Origin of the sequence: Pseudomonas sp. NPDC087803 (assembly GCF_044742995.1) — a bacterium.
Classification (GTDB): Bacteria; Pseudomonadota; Gammaproteobacteria; order Pseudomonadales; family Pseudomonadaceae; genus Aquipseudomonas.
In genome coordinates this window covers 51213-72205 of the sequence record NZ_JBIUVO010000002.1, presented here as the reverse complement: position 1 = coordinate 72205, position 20993 = coordinate 51213, and the positions used below count along the sequence as shown (strand labels likewise).

18 protein-coding genes and 1 tRNA gene are annotated in these 20993 nt (G+C 52.1%); 13 read left to right on the top strand and 6 right to left on the bottom strand.

Annotation, left to right across the window (positions count from 1 at the left end):
- Nucleotides 1-131 precede the first annotated feature (131 nt).
- Together ACIOUG_RS03450 and ACIOUG_RS03445 are read left to right on the top strand one after the other, a co-directional pair.
- Nucleotides 132-569: an Lrp/AsnC family transcriptional regulator gene (locus tag ACIOUG_RS03450; RefSeq protein WP_007915449.1), complete on the top strand. Its 438-nt coding sequence runs from the start codon at nt 132-134 to the stop codon at nt 567-569.
- 58 nt (nt 570-627) lie between these two features.
- Nucleotides 628-954 carry a YceK/YidQ family lipoprotein gene (locus ACIOUG_RS03445; RefSeq protein ID WP_401062525.1) on the top strand — a complete coding sequence of 109 codons (327 nt, stop codon included), beginning with the start codon at nt 628-630 and terminating at the stop codon, nt 952-954.
- Between the two features lie 64 nt (nt 955-1018).
- Here ACIOUG_RS03445 and ACIOUG_RS03440 read toward each other — a convergent pair whose 3' ends face one another.
- Complete coding sequence (locus ACIOUG_RS03440) at nt 1019-1690, bottom strand: Bax inhibitor-1/YccA family protein (RefSeq protein ID WP_003224442.1); 672 nt, start codon at nt 1688-1690, stop codon at nt 1019-1021.
- A 123-nt stretch (nt 1691-1813) separates the two neighbouring features.
- Between ACIOUG_RS03440 and ACIOUG_RS03435 the strand changes: the two genes are divergently transcribed.
- The 5 genes from ACIOUG_RS03435 (at nt 1814) to ACIOUG_RS03415 (ending at nt 7230) form a co-directional block, all read left to right on the top strand.
- A tRNA-Ser gene (locus ACIOUG_RS03435) sits at nt 1814-1901 on the top strand.
- Between the two features lie 670 nt (nt 1902-2571).
- Nucleotides 2572-3726, top strand: coding sequence for a dsDNA nuclease domain-containing protein (locus ACIOUG_RS03430; protein ID WP_401062523.1), 1155 nt, complete (start codon nt 2572-2574; stop codon nt 3724-3726).
- On the top strand, nt 3723-4208 hold the full coding sequence (locus ACIOUG_RS03425; RefSeq protein ID WP_401062521.1) for a hypothetical protein: 486 nt from the start codon (nt 3723-3725) through the stop codon (nt 4206-4208). The genes ACIOUG_RS03430 and ACIOUG_RS03425 overlap by 4 nt, the downstream gene beginning before the upstream one ends.
- Nucleotides 4198-5979, top strand: coding sequence for a hypothetical protein (locus tag ACIOUG_RS03420; protein WP_401062519.1), 1782 nt, complete (start codon nt 4198-4200; stop codon nt 5977-5979). The genes ACIOUG_RS03425 and ACIOUG_RS03420 overlap by 11 nt, the downstream gene beginning before the upstream one ends.
- Before the next feature lie 390 nt (nt 5980-6369).
- Nucleotides 6370-7230 carry a TIR domain-containing protein gene (locus ACIOUG_RS03415; RefSeq protein ID WP_401062518.1) on the top strand — a complete coding sequence of 287 codons (861 nt, stop codon included), beginning with the start codon at nt 6370-6372 and terminating at the stop codon, nt 7228-7230.
- Between the two features lie 197 nt (nt 7231-7427).
- On the opposite strand, the gene ACIOUG_RS03410 is transcribed toward ACIOUG_RS03415, so the two are convergent.
- The gene (locus ACIOUG_RS03410) at nt 7428-7880 is read right to left on the bottom strand and encodes a hypothetical protein (RefSeq protein ID WP_401062516.1); all 453 of its coding nucleotides are present in this window, start codon (nt 7878-7880) and stop codon (nt 7428-7430) included.
- A 358-nt stretch (nt 7881-8238) separates the two neighbouring features.
- Here ACIOUG_RS03410 and ACIOUG_RS03405 point away from each other — a divergent pair, with 358 nt between their 5' ends.
- Both ACIOUG_RS03405 and ACIOUG_RS03400 read left to right on the top strand, forming a co-directional pair.
- A complete protein-coding gene (locus ACIOUG_RS03405; protein ID WP_401062514.1) occupies nt 8239-10068 on the top strand; it encodes a hypothetical protein in 1830 nt (609 codons plus the stop codon).
- A 372-nt stretch (nt 10069-10440) separates the two neighbouring features.
- Nucleotides 10441-10731, top strand: a complete 291-nt coding sequence (locus ACIOUG_RS03400) for a hypothetical protein (protein ID WP_247842706.1) — start codon at nt 10441-10443, stop codon at nt 10729-10731.
- 296 nt (nt 10732-11027) lie between these two features.
- Here ACIOUG_RS03400 and ACIOUG_RS03395 read toward each other — a convergent pair whose 3' ends face one another.
- On the bottom strand, nt 11028-11258 hold the full coding sequence (locus ACIOUG_RS03395; protein ID WP_401062818.1) for a hypothetical protein: 231 nt from the start codon (nt 11256-11258) through the stop codon (nt 11028-11030).
- Nucleotides 11259-11474: 216 nt separating this feature from the next.
- Between ACIOUG_RS03395 and ACIOUG_RS03390 the strand changes: the two genes are divergently transcribed.
- Nucleotides 11475-11999 (top strand): GAF domain-containing protein, encoded by a 525-nt coding sequence (locus ACIOUG_RS03390; protein WP_401062512.1) that lies wholly within the window; start codon nt 11475-11477, stop codon nt 11997-11999.
- Between the two features lie 295 nt (nt 12000-12294).
- Nucleotides 12295-13518: a zinc-dependent alcohol dehydrogenase gene (locus tag ACIOUG_RS03385; protein ID WP_401062510.1), complete on the top strand. Its 1224-nt coding sequence runs from the start codon at nt 12295-12297 to the stop codon at nt 13516-13518.
- A gap of 115 nt (nt 13519-13633) precedes the next feature.
- Here the strand turns inward: ACIOUG_RS03385 and ACIOUG_RS03380 are convergent, their stop codons facing one another.
- The 3 genes from ACIOUG_RS03380 to ACIOUG_RS03370 form a co-directional block, all read right to left on the bottom strand.
- Nucleotides 13634-13882: a hypothetical protein gene (locus ACIOUG_RS03380; RefSeq protein ID WP_401062508.1), complete on the bottom strand. Its 249-nt coding sequence runs from the start codon at nt 13880-13882 to the stop codon at nt 13634-13636.
- Nucleotides 13883-13973: 91 nt separating this feature from the next.
- Nucleotides 13974-17522, bottom strand: coding sequence for an Ice nucleation protein (locus ACIOUG_RS03375; RefSeq protein ID WP_401062507.1), 3549 nt, complete (start codon nt 17520-17522; stop codon nt 13974-13976).
- Between the two features lie 409 nt (nt 17523-17931).
- Nucleotides 17932-18372 carry a hypothetical protein gene (locus tag ACIOUG_RS03370; RefSeq protein WP_401062505.1) on the bottom strand — a complete coding sequence of 147 codons (441 nt, stop codon included), beginning with the start codon at nt 18370-18372 and terminating at the stop codon, nt 17932-17934.
- A 532-nt stretch (nt 18373-18904) separates the two neighbouring features.
- On the opposite strand from ACIOUG_RS03370, the gene ACIOUG_RS03365 reads away from it, so the two are divergent.
- Nucleotides 18905-19600 carry an SDR family NAD(P)-dependent oxidoreductase gene (locus ACIOUG_RS03365; protein WP_401062504.1) on the top strand — a complete coding sequence of 232 codons (696 nt, stop codon included), beginning with the start codon at nt 18905-18907 and terminating at the stop codon, nt 19598-19600.
- Nucleotides 19601-19690: 90 nt separating this feature from the next.
- Nucleotides 19691-20710, top strand: a complete 1020-nt coding sequence (locus tag ACIOUG_RS03360) for an AraC family transcriptional regulator (protein ID WP_401062502.1) — start codon at nt 19691-19693, stop codon at nt 20708-20710.
- Nucleotides 20711-20993 lie beyond the last annotated feature (283 nt).

Below are 20993 nucleotides of genomic sequence, written 5' to 3'. Positions count from 1 at the left end.
TTGACGAAAGCGTGGCAAAAGTATGCCAAGCCACCACCGCGCACCTCCAGCGCTAAAAGCAGGCTAAACTCGGTTTCTGCCTTTTTTATCGCGGGTCTTTTCCCTCAAATGCCTAATCCCGGAGTTGCGCCATGACCGACGATATCGACCAGATCCTCATCAGCGCCTTGATGGAAGATTCGCGCCGCTCGCTCAAGGCATTGGCGCAGATCAGCGGCCTGTCGTCACCCAGCGTGGCCGAGCGGTTACGCCGCCTGGAAGAGCGCGGCGTGCTCAAGGGCTACACCGTCGAGATCGACCCCAAATGCTTCGGCTATCAGTTGCAGGCGATCGTCCGGGTACGGCCGCTGCCGGGGCAACTGCAGGAAGTCGAGCGGCAGATCCTGTCGATCCCGGAATTCACCGAGTGCGACAAAGTCACTGGCGAGGACTGCTTCATCGCCCGTCTGCACGTACGCTCGATGGAACAGCTGGACACCCTGCTCGACCGCCTCAATACACTGGCCGAAACCAACACCGCGATCGTCAAGAAAACCCCGGTCAAACGCCGCTTGCCACCGATGGCGTGAGTGCTTTTTGCGCCTGTTCGGCGTAGATTGAGGTTTTTCCGGCGAAGGATTGGCGGTAATGAGAATTCAGGCAGTGATGCTCGCGGCGTTGATGCTCAGCGGATGCGGGACGGTGCAGACCGTTGCGCTCAGCGATAATTTCTCCGTGAAACAGCTGAAAACCCAGAAGAGCTACTGCGGCGCCGTTCCGCGCATTTACAGCGGTGCAACTTACGACTTCTGCATGCTGCACGCCGAAAAACCGGATGACGTCGACGCGTTCAACTACAACAACGCCTCGATTGGCCTAGTGGTCGACGCAGCGGTGTCGGGCGTGCTGGATACGTTTCTGCTGCCCTACACCATTTACAAGCAACAGGCTGATGGCAGCATCGTGATCAATTGACCTGCTTTTTGCAGACAACAAAAAACCCGCCGGAGCGGGTTTTTTGTTGCTTCACAAACAGCGATCAGTCATCGCGGCTCATGATGCCGAAGATCTGCAACAAGCTGATGAACAGGTTGTAGATCGATACATACAGGCTGATGGTCGCCATGATGTAGTTGCGCTCGCCACCATGGATGATCGCGCTGGTCTGGAACAGAATGCACACCGACGAGAACAGCACGAAACCGGCGCTGATCGCCAGTTGCAGACCGCTGATCTGGAAGAACATGCCCGCCAGCGTTGCACCCAGCAACACGAAGAAACCGGCGGTGATGAAACCACCGAGGAAGCTCATGTCCTTGCGGGTAATCAGCACGTAGGCCGACAGACCACCGAACACGAGCGCCGTCATCGCGAATGCCGAGCTGACCACTTCAGCGCCGCCCTGCATGCCCAGGTAACGGTTGAGGATCGGGCCAAGCAGGAAACCCATGAAACCGGTCAGCGCAAAGGCGGACACCAAGCCCCACGCGGAATCACGGAGTTTGTTGGTGAGGAAGAACAGCCCGTAGAAACCGATCAGCACCACGAAAATGTTCGGGTAGCCGACGCGCATCTGCTGAGCCACGAAAGCCATCACACCGCTGAATGCGAGGGTGAGCGCCAGTAAGCCGTATGTGTTGCGCAGGACGCGGCTAACCTCTAGCTGCTCAGCCTGCACGCTGTTGTGAACTGCGTAATCCTGTTCGCGCATGGCGACACTCCTGTTGGTTTGAAACGTTCAGTGGCAAAGATCATAACAGACGCTCTGTAACAAGCCATGCACAGAGTTTGACAGTGTGTTTCATTCAGGTATTATGGCGCCCGCAACGCAAACGGAGGTGTGGCCGAGTGGTTTAAGGCAACGGTCTTGAAAACCGTCGACTGTAACAGGTCCATGAGTTCGAATCCCATCGCCTCCGCCATCTTATGTACGACAAAGCCCTGATTATTCAGGGCTTTGTCGTTTCTGGGGATCGAGCTTTTTGCTCCACCCTGCCTAGATTGTTTCCGCATCTTGTTCGGTCATTTCCGCAACTCAACCTTTTCGGCCTCTCATCCGACCTTGGCGCTCAGGTGGATGAGGCTATCTTCAAAAGGCAGCTTTCGGCCAGAAGCAGCCTCTCAGGGCGGGGCAGAAACGGACGTCTGACAAAACACCTATTCGTCTTAAATACAATCCTAAATGGCGAACAGCACACCGATACGATCAGGGGGCTGGGGTGTCTTGCCTGTTACAAGGCATCGGACGGTGCCAACATAATCATCTATCACACAGACTGAGGAGATTGTGTGCGGCAACCTAGATCATCCAGCATCGTTTACTGATGGCAATCAGCCGCATATGATGCAGTCACTAAAAGACCATCAGCCCCAAGGGCCTTAGCAATGGAAGCTAATCGTAAATATCAGCGCTCACGACATCGCACTACTCAAACCCAGCTTATTGCTACCGCGATCACATCAGAACACGCACCTCACATCGCTAAATACCATGTGTGCCGCCGAACCGTTTGGGGGGCACGTCACTGCAGCGCTTCTCATCCGTTCAGAATAGCCGGCTCCAATCCGACAAAAAAACGCTGAGCGCTATATATGAAACTTCATGAAGTTAAGGCTCGCGAGTTGAACGGTAGAGATACCATTCACAGATTTAAGGCCCAATTCAAAGCCGCAAGCCTAGAGTGCTTAGCACTCCTCGAAGACTGCGCCATTGAACGAGTCTTTTGCGATTACCACGAAGATTACGTGGTCAAGTTTGTGGATGACGGAGAGATTTACTACCGCTTCGTACAGGTCAAAACAAAGACAAAACAGAACCATCTTTACAATATCCTAGAAATATTTGGCATCAAGAAAACCAAAAAAAATGGCCACGACTTACCCAACAGCTTTGCCGGCAAGATGTTGTTACACGTAGTTAACTTCGGTGACACTTGCCACTCTCTCGTCATCTTAACGAACATCAACTTCGACGATGATGTTGAAGGTTTGGTCAACGATGCACAATCCGGAAATATTGTATGCAAACACACGACAACGCTAATAGCTGAAACTAAAAAACTTGTACCAGGCCTATCAACAAAGGCCGACCAGGAAGTTCTCGACTTCCTGTCACGCCTAAAGCTAATGCCTCGCCAGCAAATCTTGAACGACGACGACGATAACTTCGTTTCAAGCGCACATAGTCAAATCTACAAATACAGTGAAATCAATTTGACTCCGAAGGAGATTCGGCTTTTGATCATACAGCTTCTATCATTAATAGAAGGCAAATCATCAGAAGAAATAAAGGGCAGCATGACCGAGGATATGCTTAATGATAAAGCGAGTGTGACCCTCGATGACATGCTCGACATCCTTGCCATTTCTCGACCTGCCTATTATCTCCTCAGGAACGGCGGCGACCCAAACGCTATTAAAAGCGTTTCGATTCTTCAACGCGTATTAAAGCGAAACAACTATAAAGAAGAAACGCTTAACTCATTTGCAAATTTTAAGTCGCAGTGGGAAACCTGGTATCGCGTTAATAGGCATACAATCCAAGAGCTAAAACTGCTTGAGCTTATGGATGAAATAACAAGTCTGACAGATAACTTGGCTGTTGGAAAAATAGACATGAAGACAATTACAGGCGCGGTCGTCAAGCTAACAATTAATCTTCGCGCACTATTGGGTCGCAATGACCTAACTGAAGAATTAGTTTTTGGAGCCGTACTGTCTGAAATCGTGAAAGGAGAGTCCTCATGAATTTCCGTGATGCTGTGGCTGCAGCAAACACTGAGTCCCAAAGTCTTAATTTCTCGTACTCGCCAAGAAACAGGTCTGACGTTTTGGGTAATGAGACTTTATTTCATATCCCGTTAATTGCACTGACCATAATTTTACTCGCTCGCAGCCAAGCAAAGCCTAAACGTAACGACATTGGTATGCTGGTTGGGCAGTGTTTTGAACAGAGCATTGCCAGTTTCAAAGGTTCAACACAAGAGCTAGGTTGGTCTGCGAACTTAAGAGTAAGAACAATTAAGGCGCTGACATTCTTGGAAGACACTGGGATGGTCGTCGTTAACAAACACAACTCTCGGATCGATGCCGCAGAGCCTGGCAAGAAATTCATCGACAAAGTTATGAGCGAAGAAAGCCATCTTTGCGTGGCGCTCTTAACCATCAAAAGATCATATAGAAATATTTGCAAAGAACGAGACATTGAGGCCAAACTAGATGAAATTTGAATCCCTGCAGTTCTTTGCAAGTCATGGTGGTGGGTGGGTTTCTCAAGAGCTGAGGTTTGGTAGATCTGTTACTCAGCTATTTGCCCTTAATGGAAGTGGGAAAACGCCGCTAATCCAATCCATCATGTTTTGTCTCGGATTAGACGTTCAGTTTCGTGAAGACATCATTCGGAATACTGGAAAGGTCGTCCTGCGAGTAAATATAAACTCCAACTTACTTTCATTTGAGCGGAAGGTAGGAGAGAAATACGACATCACCGTTAGCAGCGACGGCAGAACTATCAATCGCTTCTATAACGATGAAGACTTTTCCAGGTTCATGTTGGGCATCTTGAATCTAAGATCTGAGCGTCTGACTACTAATAGTGACACTGCTACAATTCCGTTTTTCTCGGCGATACTGCCACTATTTTATCTAGATCAGGACATCGGTTATTCGGACTATTACGTTCCGCCGCGACATAGCTTTATCAAAGCTCAGTATTCCGAAATGATTCGCCTAGCCGTGGACCTCCCTGCCAGAAGCTCATTCGACGCAGCCAAAAAGACGATCAATCTCAAAAAAGAGCTCGACTACCTGGATAAGACTATCACAGATAGCCGTAAGCTTATGGAGAGGCTACGCCAAGACCTCCCAGCCGCTCCACGACTTGAAGCAGATATTGAGCGTGATATTACCTCACTCAAAGCTCGTCTTGATGAATTGAAGACGACCAAGGACATTAAAAGCGAGACTTTAAACAGCTTCGACTTCTTGATTACCGATCTCCGTCGCCAGCACCGAGAGATAGCCTCACAGCATATAACCCTAGAGTCGAGGATTCGCAGTTCGTCTCAAATACGAGATGAGATCGACAGCGAAATCGAGACCCTGGATTTGAATGAAGAAGCTCGCCGTGCATTTATTTCGTTTAGCGAAATATGCACAACCCCCTCGTGCGGGATGTTTCTCGTCAGCTCTGACTCATATGGCAAAAGCCTGCTTTATCTCAAAGATCAGCTGAAAGACCTGGAAGCCGTGACCGTCGCGAATATACAGCAGGCTGAAGCTCTGCAGACCAAGATGACTTGGCTAGAAGGACAAATCGCTGATCTTTCCACAAAGAGAGGGATTGCAGAACGCGAAGCAGGGATTGAGATGTTCATTGAGGCGATCAGTAGAATTGCCTCCGAACTTTTCGAGTTAGAGCTCGAAAAAGGTCAACAACAGAAATACAAGAGCCAACAAAGTAAGCACCTCGAACTGCTGAATCGGCGAGAGGCGGTTCAAAACGAACTAGAGTCTCTCGGAAAAACCAGAGAGCAATCGCCGGACGTAATGCGATTCAAGCTCGCTTTAGCCGAGAAAATGGCCCGTTGGCTAGACATCTTAAACTCCAAGAACATCTCCAGAGAGATCCAGATCGACAGTGATCTAAAGCCAATTCTTGGGTCTGAGAAACTTGGGATCATCAAAGGTAGTTCTAAGGCTCGTACGGTGCTCGCATTCCACGCTGCGCTATTTGAAATTTGCACCGGCAATCCAACCTCGCCCTTCCGAACATTGATATTCGATACCCCTCGGCAGCAGGAGATTCACTCAGAGGATCTGGATGCGTACATCAAAGAGCTCAAAGTAGTGTCTCTAAAAAATAACGCTCAAGTTATCTTTTCGACAACCAGCTATCGCTTCGAGATCGATCCGGCAACGGATGAAGAATGGCTTCCAAAGTTTGGTGGTTTTGAACAGCCAATGTACCTCGGATATTTAAATAACATTCTGGACTCATAGTCTCTGAACTACTCCGGCAGTACGGCCTATGCCCCTTCATTGTACAAGGTGCTCCATGACAGCTTTGGTTTAGCTTCTCAGCGTTACCGGCCAGGTTGTTCTTTATGAAGACAGTAGTTCAGACGCGACCTTGAATCGCCCGTTAGTTTTTAGACGCAAAATGGCTGATTTTGGCGGTTTGCAGCCCTTCGCGACAGGCAGCAAACGGTCAGAAGCAGAATGGATTAGTCATAGTTTCCTTAGGCCACACCTAGTAACGCTGCTAGCTTTAACGTCTAGCCATGTACCTTTTTTGTACTATCCACCCCAGCTTGCCCACATCTCCTTCGTGACAAGCCAGATTTACGTGGGTAATGTACGAACAACTCTACACAGCCTCACGGGACGAAGATGAAGGTTTTTATTAGCTGGTCTGGCGAAATGAGCAAACGCGTGGGTGAGGCCTTCAAAAATTGGATACCCCACGTCCTCCAAACCGTTGAACCGTATTACACCCCCACCGACATCGAAAAAGGCACTCGCTGGTCACACGACATTGCCGCCGAGCTTGAATCATCGTCTGCCGGAATTTTTTTCGTTACACGCGAAAACTTAAAAAGCCCTTGGTTAGCGTTCGAGGCAGGAGCCATATCAAAGCAGGTTGATGATTCTTTGGTCTGCCCTGTATTGATCGATTTAGGCACCAGTGATCTAAACGGACCCCTCACGCAGTTCCAGGTCACTCCATTTCAGAAGGCCGAGATCAAAAAATTAATTCAAGCCCTCAACAAAGCCAACCCTGACAATGTTCTTAACGAGTCAATTTTGAACCAGGCTTTTGAGAAAAACTGGCCCGATCTAGAAGAGCACGTTTCCGAAATAATCCGCTCGACGAACCCCGACAGTGACGAGCAAGCCAAACGGGACGACCGAGAAGTTCTCAATGAGATTCTAGACCTAACGAGGTCACTAGCAATCCAGAAGACGGGAGGCTTCAAAACTCACAATGAACTCAATACACTAATTTCCAACTTCTTACTGAGCTTTGATGCCGTATTTAATGCCGACTGGGACCATACTATGATGTGCATTCAAGAAAGCAAGTTATTTTTCAGCCGAAATGGAACCTTTGTGGAGCCAAAGGTTGCTGATGAGGAGAACAACTGGTCGAACAGAGCAGTACTTCTGAAAAATTACAGAAAACTGTTAGAGTATATTGAGGCACATCAAGTAGATATCGTGACAACATTCCGATCATCAGTCATTACTTAGTACATAGCTGAGCTTACGTTGGAGCACTAGCCAAAAAAAGCCCTACAGCCCCCACAAATGTCAGGCTTTAGGACTTTTTTACATATCGAGATTATAGCTAATTTAGCACTAAGGGGCGTTGTTGGCGTACGATTAGCCACATTTAGCCACATTCTTGCCCCTTGAAATTTTCGAAAGTACCTTAGCCTTCCGAGCTACTAGAGAGGCATGTGCCCTTGCGTAGTAGTGATGCGGAGTTTTGGCTTGCCACTTTCATTGATATAGGGCTCAAACTCAATCTCTGTACCATCCGCAAACAGAATGCTGTAATCATTGTGCCCCTCTTCATTTACAGTTCCTGACCCTCCCATCCTTTTGAAAAGGTCTTGGAGGTAATCGTTCATATGAAGGTGGAACTCATCTATAGAGATTTTTGTTCTTGAGGCCTTTAACGCACGAAAAGCAGCTACTGTAGAACGCTGTATATAATATTCCGTATCTGGACCATTTAAAAGCAGCAACATAATTGCTTCATGTTCATCATCGCTAAACTGATCAAAAAGACTTTTTATCAAAGGGCTCGCAGTTTCTTGATTGATCTCAGACTTTGAATCTCTTAGCTCGTCCCTTACTTTTTCAGCGCATTCGACAAAGAAGCTTTTATAATGCATTTTTTACGTCATCCTTAAATATTAAAGTCATCCATCCAGCATCCTGGATCAGGTCTTGCAGCTCGAATTTTGCAGCTTGCCACGGCTGACAATAGCACGATCAGACCACATGCCAACAGCGATCTACTTCGCTGATTCGGAAAAATTCGCCGATTGTGGGTGCACCCGGGGGGCTGAGTTAACCGCATTGATTTTAGGGTGACATTGAGCCGCTGCAGCAGCCCTATATCGCTATGTGACGAGGCTAACTTGGGTTGCTATAAAAATAGTTAATTAAAATTCAATCGACTCCGCATACCCTCTTGTATGTCCCACACAAATTTCACCAGCCTAGTGGACGATATGATGGCGGTAGGCTATGGTGGTTTTCAAGATTTTTAACAAACATGTGCACCTGAAAATCTACAAATCTTTAGCAAATAAAACACCAGTCAACTTGGACAAGCTTAAAAAACTTGCCAGCTCAAAAATTATAACTAGTATCAATCTAAACATTATTCAACGTCAGCACCATAAAACTACCAGCTATGGAATCGCCAACCAAGTCCGGAGAGAGCACAAAATGGCAAATTACACGGAAACTGTAAAGAATGTAGCAAGGCACTCGGTTATCAGCAGCGCAGTTGAAGCATTGACAAAAAACCGAACAAACTCAACATTGGCGCGACGCTCATACGTTCGAGACGTAAAGCAGCATATCCTTAATAAGGATAATTCTTTTGACTCCATTGTGGCCACGAAGTTATCGACATCGACGATTGAAAGATGGGAGTCATTTTATGATTCAATAACACAATCTAGAAAGCCTGAAAATCTCAAGGTTGCATATTTATCAGGACCTAACCCAGAGAACGATTTGCGGGTATTTTGTAGTCTCGGACTTCTTCCAGAAAATATCTGGGCATTTGAGTCCGAAAGTTCCACGTACAGCGAAGCTGTTATTTCTGCACTGAACTCAGAATTCCCATTTATTAAAATAATTAATGGAGGGCTTGACGCTTTTGTCGAAGCCTCACCCCAGCGCTTTGACATAATATACTTGGATTTCTGTGGCCCTTTACCAAGTAGGGGGAAAAAACAAAAAACACTGACAGCCTTAACAAGAGTACTCGCAAAGCACTCACTAAATTCGCCCGGTGTTTTGATTACGAATTTTTCGTTGCCAACTGAGGCTCAGGACCCAGTTGGTAGAGCCTTGCTCGCCAAGTTAGTTGCATGCTACTTGTATCCAAAAAGCTTTATAGAAAGCGAAGACAGCGAAAATGATTTCACTGAAGGCCCTATCGCTCAGAGCCTCGATCCTAATGAATGGCATCAAGTTGTATCGGAAAACCTTGATTATTACTATGGGCAGTTTGTTACGCGCCTGCTAATAGATCACGCTAGCTTAATCTCGCCTTATAATAGGTTTCCTCAGCACAACTCTTTGTTTAGTAAATTTTTTGATGTCCGAGATATAGCTCCTCTCAAAAAATCCCTCGAAAGTCTTTTCCATTTCGACAAGGACGATGGCGGTGGTGATGTAATCATCGATCCTGACATGTATCCACTTCTTTGGACGCTCGCTGCCCTTGATAAAAACTTGAATAACAAGGATTTAAATTATCCGCAGTTTATCTTCCAAGATGAAGAGTTCTCAAACTATTCTGATCAGTTTCTCGCCCAGCTCGATATTAAAGGAAGCAAAAAAGAGCTGGTTGATAGCATTAAGCTCCTTTCATACTTGTTGTCCGAAGGTCAAGAGCAAAGTAAATATTTATCCGAACAGTTCAAAAGTATGTACGACTCACACAAGATTTTCGACTATCATCAATTTTGCGATCTTGTACTTTTTCATCAATCAATAGAGGCTCTTTTTAGGCAGGTTGCAACACCCTATCATGTAAATATCGAGAAGACGCTTAGATGGTCATACAAATCAAAAGACACCCCTATGTTTATGGACATGCTGGTGCTGGATGAATGCCGATATCTATACGATTGGATGCCTACTGTGGATATGTTTTCTAAAGCCACAAAGGAAATTGAACGTCAGCTAGCATATCGTTTTGCGCTTGATGCAGTCGCAAAACATCGTCGCTGGTACAATCCAGAGTATTTTTTTGGTACCGCTGTCGTTGATCAGTTTACGGATGGTTTTAAAGCCAAGACGTTGTCCCCACGTGAGTTCATACAAGGTTGTGATTAACTTGTTGCTGTGCACTTCAGCCAATCTATAAAAAAGCTCAAAAAACCTGCCCTTGTTAGCAGCTTCCCAAGCTGATAACGAGGGTACGACTCCCTACACCCGCTCCACTGTTTTCAAGGCCTCCGGCCTACCCCGCGTAAACTAGGTATCTGTTATCACATTCGTCATGCGGCGCATTGTACTTCTGTTTTCGCGTATTTATATCTTTCGTGACTATCTTACTTGGAATAACTGCGGTCGCGCGCAAGCGGCAGCTTCTGGCCGGAAGCGGCCGGCCGTGAGCGGCCGTTTCCGGCAAGAAACAACCATGTAGAATCGTTCATTCGCAGCCATGTCATGGTCAGAAATCGAAAATAACCTGCGGAAAAAAACATGGATTTGGTTCAGATCGCACCTGCGGCATACCACATAACGGACGACTACTGGCATCTTCTCAAAGCGGAGGACGGCGCTGTTTATATTCTCGTCGAATGTGAAGCGTCTTTCGTAAGTTACGAATGTCTGATCAAGCTGAACGCCGAGGAGTTGCGTGACTACCACGGCCTGGGCTGGTTATCCATTCAGTGCCTGGCTAATCGAATCAATTACTTCGTCGGTGATTACAACGAAAGAAAAATCACAGGACCATTGCTTGAAGCAGCCATTCAGGCATCGAAGCTCTAGTCATTTCATGGCGCTTGGTTAATGTCAGTCCGCACGCATGTAGACAACCACCATGTTGGAAACGGTTATCAATGAGCGGCTGCTTCTGGCCGAAAACAGCCGCATCTTGGCCACCACAATACCTGACTCATATCGATAGTAGCCGCAGCTTCAAAAACCTCTACTCCCTCCCTTCTTATGTACGACAAAGTCCTGACTATTCAGGGCTTTGTGGTTTCTGGCGTTCTAAATGCGTTCGTCAATTGCGTCGATCCAGGCGCTGCTTCCTTCACTTCAAGCTACAGATAACGGGCCTCTCAAGGCCGTGAAAGCGTTTTCAGACGCTCAACCAACGCCGCTTCAAAAATGACGTACAGCCTTTCAGCATCACCGGCACGCAAAACCCCACCGGTTTCCAACCCCAGCACGAAGCCATCCGCGCGAGCCCCCGCCTTTACTGCGATGATCATCGAGTCTGCCCGGACGATCTGCGCCAGAAGCCGATCAGCTTCACGCTGCATCTTTTCGTTCAACACTACGCCTTCCACTTCCTCACCCTGCATTCAATGCGACATCCAACAAATGATGTGATCAAGCCTACGCCGCCGATAACGGCGCCTCAAGCCGGACGCCAATGATCCTTTGCTATGGCAGCTATCAGGAACCTTTGAAGTGAACGACTCCGTTTTGTTTAGACTCAAAACGGGCAGTTCAATCGCGTTCAGCAGTCGCCAGCTCGATCATTCATTACCGGAGAACAATGCATGCCTCTCAGTGAGACCATTCACAGAGCGTTGCTAAGCGCAGAGGAACGCTCCTCTATCGCTGAAATTGAAGCTACAACCAATATTCTGCAGCTCGTCACACGCATGACCGGGACGCGCTTCGCGGCAATCGCAAAATTCACCGACACGGAATGGATCGTCTGTTCCGCCTACGATCCGATCGAGCTTGGGATCAACACCGGCGACACCCTGGAACTCGAGACCACACTTTGCAGTGAGTTTCGCAGAGACCCGCAGGTGCTTTTCGTGCCACAGATAAGTTGCGACGGCAGGTTTTCGACACGTCCCGTGGTGAAGCAATATTTGATTGAAAGCTACGCAGGGGCGCCTATTTTTCTACCCGACGGGCAACTTTGGGGCGCGCTGTGTGCATTGGACTCCAGGGCGGTCATTTTCGACGACCCGGATCTGGCGGACACGTTAGGCCTGTTCGCAAGACTGATCGGCTGCATCTTTTATTCGAATCTGACCGAGGCCGGCAGCGGCTACAGCAAGAACGGCTAAGGCGTGAGCGAATAACTAAAAAACAGCCCTGAATATTCAGGGCTGTTTCATTTGTCGCGTGGGTAAACTGACAAGGTGCCGGTACCGTGCAGGGACACCGAATCACGGCAGCAGCACTCACTCCAAGGAAGGCAGGAATCTGCAGTCGACCCCTCCCTGCTCCCTAAGGTTTGAAAAAATTGCGCCAGGTACTCACCTGTCGACCGCTAGTCACTTGTGGCGCTATCACTGTGAACTTACGTTGGCCGGCAGTCCTCTCCCACTTACATTCAGATGAAGCAAGGGGCAAGAGGTCATGAGAGCACTCACGTATCACGGCGCGCACAGCGTCAAGGTCGACACCGTTCCGGATCCGGTTATCGAGGACAATGACGACATCATCCTGCGAGTCACAGCAACGGCGATCTGCGGCTCCGACCTTCATCTCTACCGAGGAAAAATTCCAACCGTGGAGCACGGCGATATCTTCGGTCATGAGTTCATGGGAATCGTCGAGGAGGCGGGCTCGGCAGTGACCGCTGTGCAACCCGGCGACCGCGTGGTCATTCCTTTTGTCATCGCCTGCGGCAGCTGCTTCTTTTGCGCGATGGATCTGTTCGCGGCCTGCGAGACAACCAATACGGGGCGTGGGGCGATCATCAATAAAAAGGTAATACCACCAGGCGCTGCTCTCTTCGGCTTCAGCCATATGTACGGCGGAGTGCCTGGCGGTCAGGCTGAATACGTGCGCGTACCGAAGGCCAACACCGGGCCGTTCAAAGTGCCGGGGACGCTGTCGGATGAGAAAGTCCTGTTCCTTTCCGACATTCTCCCCACTGCCTATCAGGCCGTGACCAACGCCGGCATTGGTCATGGCTCGAGCATCGCCATCTATGGCGCGGGCCCCGTCGGTTTGTTGAGCGCGGCCTGTGCGAGGATGCTCGGGGCCGAGCAGATTTTCATGGTTGATCACCATCCTTATCGCCTGGCTTACGCGCAGAAAACCTATGGCGTAATCCCGATCAACTTCGACGAAGACGACGACCCTGCCGATACGATCATCCGGCAAACCAAAGGGATGCGAGGCGTCGACGGCGTCGTGGATGCGGTCGGGTTCGAAGCCAAGGGAAGCACGACGGAAACGGTCCTTGCGACTCTCAAGCTTGAGGGCAGTAGCGGCAAAGCGCTGCGTCAGTGTATCGCTGCGGTCAGACGTGGAGGTGTTGTCAGCGTCCCGGGCGTTTATTCCGGGTTCATTCATGGCTTCCTGTTCGGCGATGCATTCGACAAGGGTTTGACCTTCAAGATGGGGCAGACCCATGTGCACCGTTTCCTGCCTGAGCTCCTGGATCATATCGAAACGGGTCGTCTTGCACCGGAAGTCATCATCAGCCATCGCCTGTCACTGGAACAGGCCGCCGAGGGATATAAGATCTTTGATAAAAAACAAGAGGACTGCCGGAAAGTCATTCTGACTCCCGGTGACAACCACATCGCTGTGCCACAGACCGATAGCAGCGCAACACTGTTGACGACCTGAAGCCGGCGATAGGTGGACCAAACGAGTAAATCCGCGCGTCAAATGGCGTGCGGATTTATGCGTCAAGGCTGCCTTCGCCTCCCCGGGGCTGTGTTCGGGCGACGATGGCACACCTTCAGTGATAATCCTTGCCGGCGACCGCAAGCAGATAGGCCGCGTCCGCGTCCCTGCGCAGTTCGCGCAGTTCGGTCAGAGTCAACATCCCCAATCGATCCATCTCATCAGACTTGCGCAACAGTTCCTCGTGATAGGCATCGGGCGATTCCATGCGCAGCTCTCGATTTTCCAACGCCCGATACCAGGCATCCAGGGCATGTAGTCTTGATTCCTGCTCAAGTGTCAGCTGATTCTTGAAAGCGTTCATTACAGTCATCCCCGAACATTTCCCGGTTGAGTAACCGGTTTCTGCTCAGGTTCAAAAGATCTGACGAAAAACCGCAGCGCATCAGGCCTTATCACTCCACGTCCTGTTCAGGCGTGACATGGATCGCTGGAGTCATCTTGTCAGTGTCCTCAGCCCTGACCAACACATTGCTGTCCTCGTCAATCTGATACGGCACGTCAGCCTCTACCCCGTCGCTACCGGTCTTGACCACCACATTGGTGTAGCGCTTGCCATCCCAGCAGCGAAAAACCAGCGTCGAATTCTCCCCGCCAGAAAGCGTCGAGCCGAGGCTGCCGATGAGTCGGCTGTCGGCACCGGCGGTCAACACGCAGTTTTTGCCGGCGGTCAGCTTGCTGCGATCCCCTGCCATCAGCACACAGTCGTCGCCGGCGGTGAGTTTGCTGCGATCGCCTGCCGTCAGGTAACTGCTGCTACCGGCCAGGAGTTTGCTGCGATCGCCGGCGGTCTGGGTGCTGTCGGCACCGGCAGTCAGCTTGCTGCGATCACCCGCCATCTGGATGCTGTTGGCGCCGGCGATCAACGTGCTGCGAGAACCCGCTGTTTGCGAGCTGCCCTTGCCGGCGATCAACATACTTTTATGCCCGGCAATCTGCGTACTTTCATGCCCCGCAATCAGCGAGCTCTTATGACTGGCGATCTGGTTGCTGCCATATCCGGCCGTCAAGCTGCTGCGCATCCCGGAAGTCAGACTGCTGCCATACCCGGCAGTCAGAACGCTGTGCAGTCCACTGATCAGTGTGCTGCCGTAACCTGCGGTCAAATAGCTGCGAACGCCACTGGTCAAGCTGCTGCCGTAACCGGCGATCAGCGAGCTGTCTTGTCCGGCAACCCCGGTGCTGCCGTAACCTGCGGTGAGTGTGCTGTCGCGCGCCGCCATCTGGGTACTGCCATAACCCGCGGTCAGCGTGCTCTCGTAACCGGCGGTCTGCGAACTGCCGTAGCCGGCCATCAGCGAACTGCCAAATCCTGCGATTTCCGTACTGCCGTAGCCTGCGGTCAGGGTGCTACTGTCGAGTGCGGTGAGCGTGCTGCCATAACCCGCGGTCAGGATACTGTCGTAACCCGCGGTCTGGGTGCTGCCGTATCCGGCGATCAGGGTGCTCTCGTACCCTGCGGTCGAAGTGCTGCCATAACCCGCCGTCAGACTGCTGTTGAAGCCGGCGGTTTGCGTGCTTCCATAACCGGCAACCAGCGTGCTGCTGTAGCCTGCCGTTGAAGTGCTGCCATAACCGGTGGTCAGCGAACTTTGTTCCTGGGCGGTCTGCGTACTGCCGTAGCCGGCGGTAAGGGTGCTGCCATAGCCGGCGGTTTGCGTACTGCCATAACCGGCAATCAGTGTGCTTTCGTAGCCAGCGGTCGAAGTGCTGCCGTAGCCCGTGGTCAGCGAGCTGTTGTCCTGAGCGGTTTGCGTGCTGCCGTATCCGGCGGTCAGGCTGCTCTCATAACCCGTTGTTTGAGTGCTGCCATAACCCGCGATCAACGAACTGTTGAATCCAGCGGTCGAGGTACTGCCATATCCGGCAGTGAGGGAACTGTCTTCCTGAGCAGTCTGGGTACTGCCGTAGCCCGCGGTCAGGCTGCTTTCGTGTCCTGCGGTCTGCGTGCTTCCATAACCCGCGATCAGTGAACTATCAGGGCCGGCGGTGCTCGTACTGCCATAACCGGCGGTGAGCGAACTGCCTTCCTGTGCGGTCTGGGTACTGCCGTAACCGGCAGTCAGGATGCTGCCGTGTCCGGCAGTTTGCGTACTGCCATAACCGGCGATCAACGAGCTGTCGTAACCCGCGGTTTCGGTACTGCCGTAGCCTGCAATGAGGTCACTGCTTTCCTGGGCGGTCTGAGTGCTGCCATAACCCGAGGTCAGAATGCTTTTGTAACCGGCAGTCTGGGTGCTGCCATAGCCGGCAATCAGCGCACTTCCGTGACCGGCGGTTTGCGAGCTGCCGTAACCGGCAGTCACCATACTGCCGGGGCCAGTGGTGGCCGTGCTGCCGTAACCGGCGGTGAGATCACTGCCCTCTTGGGCTGTTTGCGTACTGCCGTAACCGGCGGTCAGGGAGCTCTCCTGCCCCGCAGTCTGTGTGCTGCCGTAGCCGGCGATCAGCGAACTGTCCGAGCCGGCGGTGCCCGTGCTGCCGTAACCTGCGGTGAGATCACTGCCGATCTGCGCGGTTTGCGTACTGCCATAACCGGCGGTCAGCGAGCTTTCTCCGCCGGCAGTCTGTGTGCTGCCGTAGCCGGCGATCAGTGAACTGTCGGAGCCGGCAGTGCTTGTGCTGCCGTAACCGGCGGTGAGATCGCTGCCCTCTTGGGCCGTCTGGGTGCTGCCATAACCGGCGGTCAGCGAGCTTTCTCCGCCAGCAGTCTGTGTGCTGCCGTAGCCGGCGATCAGGGAACTGTCGGAGCCAGCGGTGCCGGTGCTGCCATAACCGGCGGTGAGATCGCTACCCACCTGAGCCGTTTGCGTACTGCCGTAACCAGCGGTCAGAGAGCTTTCGCCACCGGCGGTCTGCGTACTGCCATAGCCGGCTATAAGCGAACTGTCCGAACCTGCGGTACTTGTGCTGCCATATCCGGCGGTGAGATCACTGCCCTCCTGGGCGGTTTGCGTACTGCCATAACCGGCAGTCAGCGAGCTTTCTCCGCCAGCCGTTTGCGTGCTGCCATATCCGGCGATCAGTGAACTGTCGGAGCCAGCGGTGCCGGTGCTGCCATAACCGGCGGTGAGATCACTGCCCTCCTGGGCGGTTTGCGTACTGCCGTAACCGGCGGTCAAAGAGCTTTCTTCGCCAGCCGTTTGCGTGCTGCCATACCCGGCAATCAGTGAACTGTCGGAGCCGGCGGTGCCGGTGCTGCCGTAGCCGGCGGTGAGGTCGCTACCGGTCTTGGCTGTCTGGGTGCTGCCATAACCCGCCATCAGCGAGCTTTCATCTCCGGCAGTTTGTGTACTGCCATACCCTGCAATGATCGAACTGTCGGACCCCGAAGTTCCGGTGCTGCCGTATCCCGCAATAAGCGTGCTGCTGTCTCCGGCGGTTTCAGTGCTGCCGTAGCCAGCTATGAGCTGGCTCTGACTGGCGCCAGTGAGCGTACTGCCATAAACCGCTGTTTCGAGCTTTTGCGTGGCCCTTACAGTTGTCCGGTGACTGATGATATCGGGAACACTGCCAGCAATAACCGGGAGCCCGGGAAGTGTCTCGATTGTCTCGGATTGCACTTCAGGAAACTCAAAAGTCTCAATCAAGTTCTTCGTCGACGCTTCATAATCAGCCGCATTATCGGCGATGTAATTCAATGCGCTACTTCGCGTTCCCACGTGAACGACTTCTGCACGGGAAAACTTGACGCCTTCGTCGTCCTCGAGAAATATCAAGTCGCATACCGCCACTTCGCACACAACCCATCGCGCATCCGCCTGCATGCTCAAATGGGCGTTTGTGCCTTCGCCCCAAAGCAACCCAGCCAGCCCATTTTCAAGTTTTCTCGTCGGCTCCCAAAACCTGCATTCCACCGGTCCTGAAACGGGCCATATCAGACCACAGTGGTCGGCCATGTTATTGGCGCATGTTCTCAGGACCAGCACTTTTTCGGTGTTCATTTTGCGATACCTTTACAACTTCAATCTCTAAAATCCTTTGGAGACAAACGTCCATAATATATTTCCATACTCGAAACCCACACAGGTAACAGCCCTCGAATTAACAGAAGAACTCGACTACGCAAACCTTGAACAATCATGAAACTCTTGAGAACCCGAAAACCTATGACTCCAGGCGAAGAGAGGGGCCGTATTGCCTTATCGAGGCGGCATGGGACATGATTGGGCGGATCCATACTTAAAAGAAGTAAAACGAAGTAGATTTCATCGATGATTAGAAATACTTAACATAAAACTCCAGCGCAAACATCATCCATATACGACAAAGCCCTGAATAATCAGGGCTTTGTGGTTTCTGCCAGACGCATCTCATGGCGGCAAATCAGAATGGCTTGTGCGTGATCAGCCACTACGCAGCCGCACGCTCATGCTCGCTTTCATGAACATAAACCCACGAGATTCCCGAAGGCGATGTGGGGTCCAGACGCATAAGCGCCGAATCGACTTTCTTCTTGGTGATTCCGTCTTTGACGAGATCGAAAACCGTAAGGAAGAGGTCGCCCGGCAGAGGCGTGATCGAAAGATTGATGATGTGCGATTCGGGGCTGCCAACACGCTTCCCGTACAGCCCCCAAAGTCGCTCCCAGTAGTCCGCCCGATCCATGATCTGACCGTCCGTGAGCACTACTCGGAAGTCGCTCGCCAGCGCATCGTACAAGGGTTTGATGGCACCCTCGGATTGCGAAGCCACACCGCGTGACCACGGAAAAAAGAGGTTGTACCAACGGTATACCTCTGCTTCGACGAGCGCGCTTTTATCGGATGTTTCGGGTACTCGGCTGATTGCCATCTGTGTTCTCCTTAACAAGCAAAAGGTGGCGGGCACTGCGTTACAGACCGGGAGTCTGGATACACATTCGCCAGAGCGATACACCGCGCCTTATTCAAGATCCTTCCTGAAATCAACACTTCAATAGTTCCTGGTAGCTCCTGTCACTTCATCGACCAAGCCACAAAAGTAGTCGCTTGGCTGTCGGGCTGCATTGAGAGCTGACCAACGGTTTTATTCACGCACCATGACGAGTTCGAATAGTTGGCAATGACGCAGATCACCAGATTCCCTGCACAAACCGGTCACGCCCCAGCGCTTTGGCGTTGTACAACGCCTGATCTGCGAGTCCAAACCCTCGCCAGGCTTTCAAGATCTGCTTGCTTTGGAACATCATCAAGCCAACTTTCTGACGCCTGTTTCACGACCCTTTGTGGCCATTTCGCCAGGCATAAAATTTTGGCACTTTTGCACAACAAGTTGACATCCAAAAGCATGCCATGGGTCACCGATATCATTAGAGTATGCGCCCTTAAAAAGGAAAGGACTCTTGATGACTCAGTCACTCTCACGGCGCGTTGTGGCGATTACCGGCGCCCTGGGGAATCTCGGCGAGACCCTGGCGGACATGGCCGCAGCCCAGGGCGCGGATCTGGTGCTGATCGATCAGGCAACGATGGCAATGCCCTCCTCGCACAATCGACTGGTGCTGTCCGGCATTGATCTGACTTCCTTTGCCGATTGCCAGAAAGTCGCCAGCCAGATCAACCGCTATTTCGGGCGCCTCGATGCATTGGTCAATGGCGCCGGCGGCTATGCCTGGGAACCGTTATTGGGCGGTGCGCTAGAGGCCTGGGATCGGCTCTATTCGCTGAACCTCCGCACCGCATTGAACGCCAGCAAGGCGCTGCTGCCCTTGCTGCTGCAATCCCCGGCGGGTCGCATCGTCAATATCGGCGCGAGCATGGCGGCCAAGGCCGGACTGGGCATGGGCGCTTACGCTGCGTCGAAATCCAGCGTACTGCGCCTGACCGAAAGCCTCGCCGAAGAGCTCAAGGACATGAGCATCACGGTCAATGCCGTGCTGCCGAGCATTCTCGATACCCCACAAAACCGCGAAGCCATGCCCGACGCCGAGCACCAGCGCTGGGTGACACCGGCGCAACTGGCGGCGGTCATTCTGTTTCTGATTTCGGAACAGGCTTCGGCCGTCACCGGCACCGGCATTCCGGTGATCGGACGCATGTAGGGTCTATTGACGCCGCGCGCCTTGGCGACGTCGCTTTCTTCACCTTTCGGAAAAGCAAGATCACCGGATTACCGGACTTCCCCTCCCCCCATGCGACCCGCCACTTCCAGCGCTGCTTTCGTTAACCACGTCCTTGATGTCGCCGAACAATACGGCTGCGATGGCGACTGGCTGTTGCACCAGACCGGGCTCTCACGCGAGCAGTTGTCCGACTCGATTGTGCGCATCCCCATGCGCCAGTTGCGGGCCTTGCTGGAACTGGCGGCACTGAGCAGCAACCTGCCGCATTTCGGTCTGTTGGTCGGCGCTGCCGTGCGCCCCGGCACCTACGGTGTGCTGGGTTATGTGCTGATGACCAGCGCGACGCTGGGCGAGTCGCTGAACATGATTCTGCGTTTCGGCAAGATCGTTTACGACAGCCCTTCCAGTCAGACCCGGATCGTCATCGGCGATGGCCGCGTCACCCTCGAAGATCAACGCATCAGTGAACTGGAGCCTTACTGCGCCCTGCATCAGGAAGCCTTGATGGTCGGCTGGGCAGCGTTCGGCCGCTGGTTGATCGCCAGTAATCAGCCGATGCTCGAAGTCCGGATGATGCATTCGGCACTCGGCGAGCCGGCGTTGTATGAACACTTTTTTGGCTGTCCGGTGCAGTTCGAGGCCGGGAGCAACGCGCTGGTGTTTGCCGAGTCGACACTCTCGACACGAATCCAGGGCGCCGACCCGCGCATGCATCGCAGCATGCTACTGGAAGCGGACTGGCAGTTGTGTCTGACCTACCCGGCATTTTCCGTGACCGATCGCTTGCGCGCGCTGCTCACCGAACAATTGCCGACCGGCGATTTCAGCTTGAAAAGCCTGGCCCGGCAGTTGGCGATTTCGCCGCGCACCTTGCAGCGCAAACTGGCGGCCGAAGGCGAAAACTTCAATCAGGTACTGGAAACCATGCGCATGGAACTGGCCGACCATTACCTGCGCCGCACCGAGACCAGCATCATGAACATCGCCCTGATGCTGGGCTACTCGCAGGCCAGCTCTTTCAGCCATTCCTTCCGCCAGGCACGCGGGATCTCACCGGTGGATTACCGCAAGTTGCTGCGGGACCGATAATCCACGACTGGCCTATAGCATGATTGTTCTGCGCTGAATCAGTAATTCTGACACCACCCAATTAAACCTGTGGGAGCGGGCTTGCTCGCGAAGAGGCCATGTCAGGCACTTCAAGTATTCACAGACACACCGCTTTCGCGAGCAAGCCCGCTCCCACATTGGCCGGCGCTGAGTCAGTGGTTCTGACATCACCCAATTAAAACCGTGGGAGCGGGCTTGCTCGCGAAGAGGCCATGCCAGGCACTTCATATGCTGAATGACACACCGCTTTCGCGAGCAAGCC

Excerpts from the sequence above, each read along its gene's own strand:
- ACIOUG_RS03450 (WP_007915449.1), top strand. The coding sequence starts at position 132 with ATGACCGACGATATCGACCAGATCCTCATCAGCGCCTTGATGGAAGAT.
- ACIOUG_RS03445 (WP_401062525.1), top strand. The coding sequence starts at position 628 with ATGAGAATTCAGGCAGTGATGCTCGCGGCGTTGATGCTCAGCGGATGC.
- ACIOUG_RS03440 (WP_003224442.1), bottom strand. The coding sequence starts at position 1,690 with ATGCGCGAACAGGATTACGCAGTTCACAACAGCGTGCAGGCTGAGCAG.
- ACIOUG_RS03430 (WP_401062523.1), top strand. The coding sequence starts at position 2,572 with ATGAAACTTCATGAAGTTAAGGCTCGCGAGTTGAACGGTAGAGATACC.
- ACIOUG_RS03425 (WP_401062521.1), top strand. The coding sequence starts at position 3,723 with ATGAATTTCCGTGATGCTGTGGCTGCAGCAAACACTGAGTCCCAAAGT.
- ACIOUG_RS03420 (WP_401062519.1), top strand. The coding sequence starts at position 4,198 with ATGAAATTTGAATCCCTGCAGTTCTTTGCAAGTCATGGTGGTGGGTGG.
- ACIOUG_RS03415 (WP_401062518.1), top strand. The coding sequence starts at position 6,370 with ATGAAGGTTTTTATTAGCTGGTCTGGCGAAATGAGCAAACGCGTGGGT.
- ACIOUG_RS03410 (WP_401062516.1), bottom strand. The coding sequence starts at position 7,880 with ATGCATTATAAAAGCTTCTTTGTCGAATGCGCTGAAAAAGTAAGGGAC.
- ACIOUG_RS03405 (WP_401062514.1), top strand. The coding sequence starts at position 8,239 with ATGGTGGTTTTCAAGATTTTTAACAAACATGTGCACCTGAAAATCTAC.
- ACIOUG_RS03400 (WP_247842706.1), top strand. The coding sequence starts at position 10,441 with ATGGATTTGGTTCAGATCGCACCTGCGGCATACCACATAACGGACGAC.
- ACIOUG_RS03390 (WP_401062512.1), top strand. The coding sequence starts at position 11,475 with ATGCCTCTCAGTGAGACCATTCACAGAGCGTTGCTAAGCGCAGAGGAA.
- ACIOUG_RS03385 (WP_401062510.1), top strand. The coding sequence starts at position 12,295 with ATGAGAGCACTCACGTATCACGGCGCGCACAGCGTCAAGGTCGACACC.
- ACIOUG_RS03380 (WP_401062508.1), bottom strand. The coding sequence starts at position 13,882 with ATGAACGCTTTCAAGAATCAGCTGACACTTGAGCAGGAATCAAGACTA.
- ACIOUG_RS03375 (WP_401062507.1), bottom strand. The coding sequence starts at position 17,522 with ATGAACACCGAAAAAGTGCTGGTCCTGAGAACATGCGCCAATAACATG.
- ACIOUG_RS03370 (WP_401062505.1), bottom strand. The coding sequence starts at position 18,372 with ATGGCAATCAGCCGAGTACCCGAAACATCCGATAAAAGCGCGCTCGTC.
- ACIOUG_RS03365 (WP_401062504.1), top strand. The coding sequence starts at position 18,905 with ATGACTCAGTCACTCTCACGGCGCGTTGTGGCGATTACCGGCGCCCTG.
- ACIOUG_RS03360 (WP_401062502.1), top strand. The coding sequence starts at position 19,691 with ATGCGACCCGCCACTTCCAGCGCTGCTTTCGTTAACCACGTCCTTGAT.